This is a genomic window from Shigella sp. FC1967, assembly GCF_001743005.1.
Lineage (GTDB): Bacteria > Pseudomonadota > Gammaproteobacteria > Enterobacterales > Enterobacteriaceae > Proteus.
In genome coordinates, this window is the sequence record NZ_MIIZ01000579.1 from 1 (window position 1) to 7,409 (window position 7,409).

General features: G+C 38.9%; 5 protein-coding genes, 1 tRNA gene and 2 pseudogenes. 5 read left to right on the plus strand and 3 right to left on the minus strand.

Going from position 1 to position 7,409, the window contains the following annotated elements; genetic code table 11:
- Together eno and BHE89_RS05790 are read left to right on the plus strand one after the other, a co-directional pair.
- Positions 1 to 879, plus strand: a pseudogene (gene eno / locus BHE89_RS05785) (phosphopyruvate hydratase); the annotation flags it as partial.
- 312 nt (positions 880 to 1,191) lie between these two features.
- Positions 1,192 to 2,586 (plus strand): SLC13 family permease, encoded by a 1,395-nt coding sequence (locus BHE89_RS05790; protein ID WP_286145925.1) that lies wholly within the window; start codon positions 1,192 to 1,194, stop codon positions 2,584 to 2,586.
- A gap of 255 nt (positions 2,587 to 2,841) precedes the next feature.
- Here BHE89_RS05790 and mltD read toward each other — a convergent pair whose 3' ends face one another.
- Complete coding sequence (mltD, locus tag BHE89_RS05795; protein ID WP_069368489.1) at positions 2,842 to 4,167, minus strand: murein transglycosylase D; 1,326 nt, start codon at positions 4,165 to 4,167, stop codon at positions 2,842 to 2,844.
- Positions 4,168 to 4,242: 75 nt separating this feature from the next.
- A pseudogene (gloB, locus tag BHE89_RS05800) lies at positions 4,243 to 4,999 on the minus strand (hydroxyacylglutathione hydrolase).
- A 38-nt stretch (positions 5,000 to 5,037) separates the two neighbouring features.
- Here gloB and BHE89_RS05805 point away from each other — a divergent pair.
- A complete protein-coding gene (locus BHE89_RS05805) occupies positions 5,038 to 5,754 on the plus strand; it encodes a methyltransferase domain-containing protein (protein WP_069368487.1) in 717 nt (238 codons plus the stop codon).
- An 8-nt stretch (positions 5,755 to 5,762) separates the two neighbouring features.
- Here the strand turns inward: BHE89_RS05805 and rnhA are convergent, their stop codons facing one another.
- A complete protein-coding gene (gene rnhA / locus BHE89_RS05810) occupies positions 5,763 to 6,245 on the minus strand; it encodes a ribonuclease HI (RefSeq protein WP_069368486.1) in 483 nt (160 codons plus the stop codon).
- Between the two features lie 65 nt (positions 6,246 to 6,310).
- Between rnhA and dnaQ the strand changes: the two genes are divergently transcribed.
- Positions 6,311 to 7,063, plus strand: a complete 753-nt coding sequence (dnaQ, locus tag BHE89_RS05815) for a DNA polymerase III subunit epsilon (protein WP_069368485.1) — start codon at positions 6,311 to 6,313, stop codon at positions 7,061 to 7,063.
- Positions 7,064 to 7,186: 123 nt separating this feature from the next.
- Positions 7,187 to 7,263: transfer RNA gene (locus tag BHE89_RS05820), tRNA-Asp, on the plus strand.
- Positions 7,264 to 7,409 lie beyond the last annotated feature (146 nt).

Sequence of the window (7,409 nt, forward strand, 5' to 3'; positions counted from 1 at the left end):
GTCAATATTCTATGCCTCTGCCAATGATGAACATCATCAACGGTGGTGAGCACGCAGATAACAACGTTGATATCCAAGAATTCATGATCCAACCTGTTGGCGCGCCTTCTCTGAAAGAAGCTGTGCGTATGGGTTCAGAAATCTTCCATCACTTAGCAAAAAGTGCTGAAAGCAAAAGGTATGAACACTGCAGTTGGTGACGAAGGGGGTTATGCACCAAACCTAGAATCTAACGCTGCTGCATTAGCTGCTATCAAAGAAGCCGTTGAGAAAGCAGGTTACGTTTTAGGTAAAGACGTTACTCTGGCTATGGACTGTGCAGCTTCTGAATTCTACAACAGTGAAACTGGTAACTACGAACTGAAAGGCGAAGGCAAAACCTTCACTTCACAAGAGTTTACTCATTACTTAGAAGAACTGACTAAACAATACCCAATCGTTTCTATCGAAGATGGTTTAAACGAATCTGATTGGGATGGTTTCGCATACCAAACTAAAGTTCTTGGTGACAAAATCCAACTGGTTGGTGACGACCTGTTTGTGACTAACACTAAGATCCTGAAAGAAGGTATCGACAAAGGCATCGCTAACTCAATTCTGATCAAATTCAACCAAATCGGTTCACTGACAGAAACTTTAGCAGCAATCAAAATGGCGAAAGATGCAGGCTACACAGCAGTTATCTCTCACCGTTCTGGTGAAACTGAAGATGCAACTATCGCTGACTTAGCAGTGGGTACAGCAGCAGGTCAAATCAAAACAGGTTCTATGAGCCGTTCTGATCGTGTTGCTAAATACAACCAACTGATCCGTATCGAAGAAGCATTAGGCAACAAAGCACCTTTCAACGGTCTGAAAGAAGTTAAAGGCCAAGCATAATCTTGCATCTTTGATTAAAAAATCTTATTGAACTGAAAGAGGAGAACTTAGCGTTCTCCTCTTTTTTTTTATTTTTTTTACAGAAAAAACAGAATATTTATTTCTTAACACCTTTTGAAAAAAGTGTGATACGTAAGAGAAAATAGTGTTCAATTATTGCTCTTTTATTAATAAATTGGTTAATTCTCGTGGATGAGATCCCAATTATTAGTTTTGCGCATTTTCAATGGCGAGAAATGTTTTTATATTTCACATATAACCTATTTCGTTAACAATTATGGCTTAATGAACCCAATGTTCATATCAGCTAATGTGGAGTATTATCATGGACGCGTCAATTTAGCCCCATCGGCGAAATCAAGCCCGATAAACAAGCGAGGGTTAATCATTCTGGCAATCGATGTAGTTTTATTATTACTTTTGCTAGAATTTTTACCTTATGATCCCAAGGCCAATGCAGGTTTAGCATTAATGGTGTTTGTGGGGGTGTTATGGCTAACAGAAGCTATTCACGTTACGATCACTGCATTATTTATACCTATATTAGCCGTTGTGCTTGGGCTAATGAATACCAATGAGTCATTAAAATCATTTGCGAATCCCATCATTTTCTTATTCTTCGGTGGCTTTGCGTTAGCGACAGCGCTTCATATTCAAGGGTTAGATCGCTTAATTGCTAACCGCTTGCTGATGATCGCAAAAGGTAAACTGTCAATCGCTGTATTGCTTTTATTTGGTGTTACGGCATTACTCTCAATGTGGATCAGTAATACAGCAACAGCTGCGATGATGCTGCCTCTAGTATTAGGTATTTTATCTAACTTAGATATTCGTTCAGAGCGTAATACTTTTGTCTTCGTATTATTAGGTGTTGCTTATAGTGCAAGTATCGGGGGTTTAGGTACGTTGGTTGGTAGCCCACCAAATGCGATTGCAGCAGCCCAACTGAACTTGGATTTCATCACGTGGATGAAGTACGGTATTCCAATCATGCTAGTGTTATTGCCTATCATGTTTATTGTGATGTATCTGATGCTGCGTCCTAACTTAAAACATAAATTTGACCTAAAATTAGAAGTGTTAGAATGGAATAACAAACGTGTTATCACCATGATTATCTTCTTAATTACCGTCGTATGCTGGATCTTCAGCTCTTTCATCAGCAGTGCTTTTGGAGGTGTTAAAGATTTAGATACCGTTATTGCAGTCAGTGCCGCAATTGTTATCGGTGTAACAGGTGTCGCGAGTTGGAGCCAAATTCAAGAAAACACTGAGTGGGGTGTGTTAATGCTGTTCGGTGGTGGTTTAACACTGAGCGCTATTTTACAGTCTTCTGGTGCAAGCCTTGTAATGGCTGATTTTATGAAAGAAACTTTTGGTACAAGCCACTGGTTCGTGATTATCCTTGCAGTAACAACCTTTATCATCGTATTAACTGAATTTACCAGTAATACTGCGAGTGCCGCGTTATTAGTCCCCATCTTTGCAACAGTAGCACAAGCATTAGGTATGCCAGTAATGGCGTTAACGATGATTATCGGTATTGGTGCATCTTGTGCGTTTATGCTACCTGTTGCAACACCACCCAATGCGATTGTCTTTGGTTCTGGCTACATTAAACAGACAGAAATGGTACGTGTCGGTGGTGTGCTGAATTTAGTCTGTATCTTAGTTATCTCTCTGTTTGCTTGGTTCTTCTGGCTGTAAATTAGCCTATTAAATTAGTCAAATAGAGATAAAAACGAAGCGCTTGATAGTTAAATATCAGGCGCTTTTTTGATTACTTACTCTGCCAAATGGTCAAGAAGATCATCTTCAAACGAACTAAAGTAGAAGGAATGAAACAAAGGTGCCTTTTGGGGAAAGGGTGACTAATTGATAAGAAAGAAAAAGCCATCTCTATTTATCACCGCTAGGGTATGGAATATATCGATGGCTTTAAAGTAGCTTAAGTGTCGAAAACTATTTTATATACAGCGTTAATTGAGTCCCCGGCTTTAACATTTTAATATCAGCATTCCAGCTCATTAACTGTTTTAGGTTAATGCCGTGGCGACGGGCAATACTGTAATAAGAGTCACCTTGACGTACTTTATAGTAGCTTGGTGAAGGTTTCGTTGTTGTGGTTCGACTAATACCACCTGCATTATGAATTTTTAATGTCTGACCAACCAGCAATGTGCTCTTTGCATTTAATCCATTAATACGTTGTAAATCTTTTACACTCATATTGTAGCGACGAGCAATCGCGTAAAACGAATCCCCTGAACGAACCTTATAAACGCCTTCTTGCTTAATAGATTGATTCGTTTTGGCAACCGCTAAGCGAATAGTTTCTAATACAGCAGCATCCTCAAAAGCATTACGGAATTGGTCAAGTTTATTACGAGGCAACATAATGACATGAGGACCATTTGGAGCGGTTATTCCACGTTTATAGCCGGGGTTATAATCTTTCACGGTATTAATAGGTAGCTGACTTAATTCAGCGACTTTATTTAATGTGATTTGCTCGCCAACATCAAATGAGGCTAATGCTTTATCGCGATAGTTACTTTTTGGAAAGGTAATGGTTTGTTCGTTTTCACGGATCACTTTGCTCAGCGCGAGAATTTTGGGTACATAATTCATCGTTTCTTTGGGTAAAGAAAGTGACCAATAGTCTGTGGGTAAGTTTTGCTTTTCATTTGCCTTTATTGCTTGCATAACACGGCCTTCACCAGCGTTATAAGCAGCAAGGGCAAGTGCCCAATCACTATCAAACATGACATACAAGCGTTCTAGTAAATCAAGGGCGGCTTTAGTTGATGCTATAACATCACGACGTCCGTCATACCATTGGTTTTGTGCTAAACCATAGTAATTACCTGTTATCGGTACAAATTGCCATAAACCGGCAGCATTTGCAGAGGAAGTAACATGGGGATTAAACGCACTTTCAATGACAGGAACAAGTGCCAACTCCATCGGTAATTCACGTTTTTCAATTTCATCAATAATCGAATACATATAAGGTTCAGCGCGGGAAGCAACGCTCTGTATATGTTTAGGATTATTTAAAAAATATAATTCTTGCTGCGAGATCCTTTCATTTTCAGGGAGGTCCATTTTCAATTCACTTATCACATAACCCCATAAATTGGTTTTTACATCATATTGAGGTTGGTGAGAAGTTGAAGTCCCTTTCGTTGATATCGGTGTGATCGCAGACAAATTAGGTTTTATGTTCTCAGATTGCTGACAGCCAGCCAATAGCAATATGGAGAACAAAATCGCTTTTGTCTTCATAATAGAAAAATTCATCCTGTGTGTTTTTTGAACCAAATGATACTTAGAGTGCCCAAATAAAACAATCACTAGAAATTAAAAGTTGTCTTTTAATTCCCTTAATTTTGTAAATGTCTTAATTGGAGCATAAGTATTAGTGGTTATACCTAAAATCCTTTGCAAATCAATATCGTCAGATTTCAAAAAAAGATTAATGTTCTTTTCGTTTTTCAGCGTTATTGGCACAGTAGGTTGCAAATTTTTTACGCATTTCACTAACTTGGGTTAAATAATCGGTAATAAGTGTATTTTCTGGCATGATATGATGTGCAAAGGTCATATTTGATAGAGTGTATTCATGAGCACAACAAATTAATGTGTTATCAGGTAACGCACTCAATCTTTGTAATGAACTAAACATTTGCTGTGCAGTGCCTTCGAATAAACGACCGCAACCACCAGAAAAAAGTGTATCCCCACAAAATAAATATGGCTCACAATAATAAGCAACATGACCCAATGTATGACCTGGTGTGCCAATCACATTAAAAGTGAAAGTACTCACAATGATGCGCTCTTGATTATGAATAATCTTTTCAGCCCCTTTACTTTGTGTTTCTTGTGGGCCAAAAACGTCAATGTTAGGATATTTTTTGACAAGTTCAGCAACGCCACCAACATGATCTTCATGATGATGGGTTAATAAAATCGCAATCGGGGTTAGTGAGCGTTGTGAGAGCATTTCAATAACGGGATTGGCTTGTGACGGATCCACAATCACACATTCATTATTTTCATTACTTAATAGCCAAATGTAGTTATCGGATAAAGCAGGAATTCTGATAAGCTCCATATAAGTTACCTTACTTATAAAATATAAAGGGTTAAACGATGAAAGCAGCGCGTTCAGTAAAACCAATTACAATGCCAGATTCTTGGCGTGATATCCCTTGGGGGGAATATTATCGCATGGCGATTGAATTGCGTTTACAAAACTGGTGGTCGAAAATGTATGGCTTTCATTTACTGAAACTCGGTCAACTCAGTGCCGAATTAGATACCAAATTAAGTATCGTTTCACATCAAGTCAATGTGACATCAAATGCAGTAAATGCGGATGTTATCGCATCTTTAGATTATCTACCCTTTGAAAATAAATCGATTGATGTTTGTCTTATGGCTCATGTGCTTGATTATAGTGCAGATCCCCATTGGCTATTAAGAGAAACCGACCGTGTTTTAATTGATGATGGCTGGTTAATATTAACAAGCTTTAACCCAATCAGTTTATTAGGATTGGGGAAATGCACACCTTTTTTACGTCAAAAGCAGCCTTATTCAAGCCGTATGTTTTCACTTCGACGCCAAATTGATTGGCTTAGTGTGCTAAATTACGAAGTGATGACACAACAGAATTTCCAGATTATGCCATTTTCAAGACCAATAAAACGTGATGGTAGCCGCTATCACACTGGTGGCTGTTTAAATTTAATTATTGCTCGTAAAAGAACGCTGCCTTTAACACCCACGGCATTGAAATTTGCCTTGCCACGCATGAGTGTAAAAGGTCGAATATTAGGCGCTACACGCAATCATTCAGAGCCGTAAAGCATTACTTATTGTGTTTTGTCTTTCTGACTTTCGATATAACCTGTGTCTTCTTGTGTCGGTGATAGCGCCGCCGCTTTTGCTAATTCATCACAACGTTCATTTTCATCATGACCCGCATGGCCTTTTACCCAGTGCCATTCAATTTCATGACGAGTAATAGCACTATCTAAGCGCTTCCATAAATCGACATTCAGCACAGGGCTTTTGTCTGCTTTGCGCCATTGGCGTTTTTTCCAGCTATGGATCCACTGTGTGATACCTTGTCTGACATATTGGCTATCGGTTGTCAGTGTAATTTTACAAGGGAATTTTAATGTTTCTAATGCTACGATAGCGGCAAGAAGTTCCATTCGGTTATTGGTGGTCATAAAAAAACCTTCACTTAGGGTTTTTTCATGTTGTTGATAGCGTAAAATAGCGCCATAACCACCGGGACCAGGGTTGCCTAAGCATGAACCATCGGTGAATATTTCTACCTGCTTGTGCATAAAGGCGACTTATCCTTTTTGATTAATACGAAAAACTAACCCTAAGTCTGACATAAAAACGGATTATGAGCACTCCAATCACACGACAAATTGTACTTGATACCGAAACCACCGGTATGAATAAGCTGGGCGTTCATTATGAAGGTCATAATATCATTGAAATTGGTGCCGTAGAGGTTATCAACCGTCGATTAACAGGGCGAAATTTCCATGTTTATATTAAGCCTGAAAGATTAGTAGATCCCGAAGCATTTGAAGTTCACGGTATTAGTGATGAATTTTTAGAAGATTGTCCTTCTTTTGCTGATATTGCTGATGAGTTTTTAGAATATATTCGTGGCGCAGAGCTGATCATTCATAACGTATCGTTCGATATCGGCTTTATGGATTACGAGTTTAGAAAGCTTAATCGTGATATTCCGCCGACTGAAACGTTCTGCCAAATAACCGATAGTCTTGCTATGGCAAGGGCATTATTCCCTGGCAAACGCAATAATCTTGATGCTTTATGTGATAGATACTTAATAGATAACTCTAAACGTACTCTTCACGGCGCATTATTGGATGCTGAAATACTTTCTGATGTTTACTTGGCAATGACCGGTGGACAAACCGCATTAGCATTTTCAATAGAAGGTGAATCAAGTAATGAGCAAGAGCAAAATGATATTCAGCGTATCGAGCGTCCAGCCTCTGGACTCAGAGTAATAAGAGCAACTGCAGAAGAACTTGTTGAGCATGAATCTCGATTAGATTTAGTTGAGAAGAAAGGTGGGCATTGTTTATGGCGTCCTGCGTCAAATGATGAGGCAGTTTGAATATAAAAAAAGCGTAAAGAGTTAGTTGAGATTAAAAACTGTCCAAATGCATCTTTTTGTTAGAAAAACAGTTGACGACAAGGTAATAGATTCGTAATATTCACTTCGTCCGAAAGGATACGCGGAGCGGTAGTTCAGTTGGTTAGAATACCTGCCTGTCACGCAGGGGGTCGCGGGTTCGAGTCCCGTCCGTTCCGCCAACATTCCAAACCCCAGCATTTATGCTGGGGGTTTTTGCGTTTAGAGTATCAAACAATTTCCTTTCTCCTGAGCTTGGCTCAATCAGTATTCCTTGCATTCAATATTTGATATTACTATCTTAGAATTTATTAGTAATACTAACACT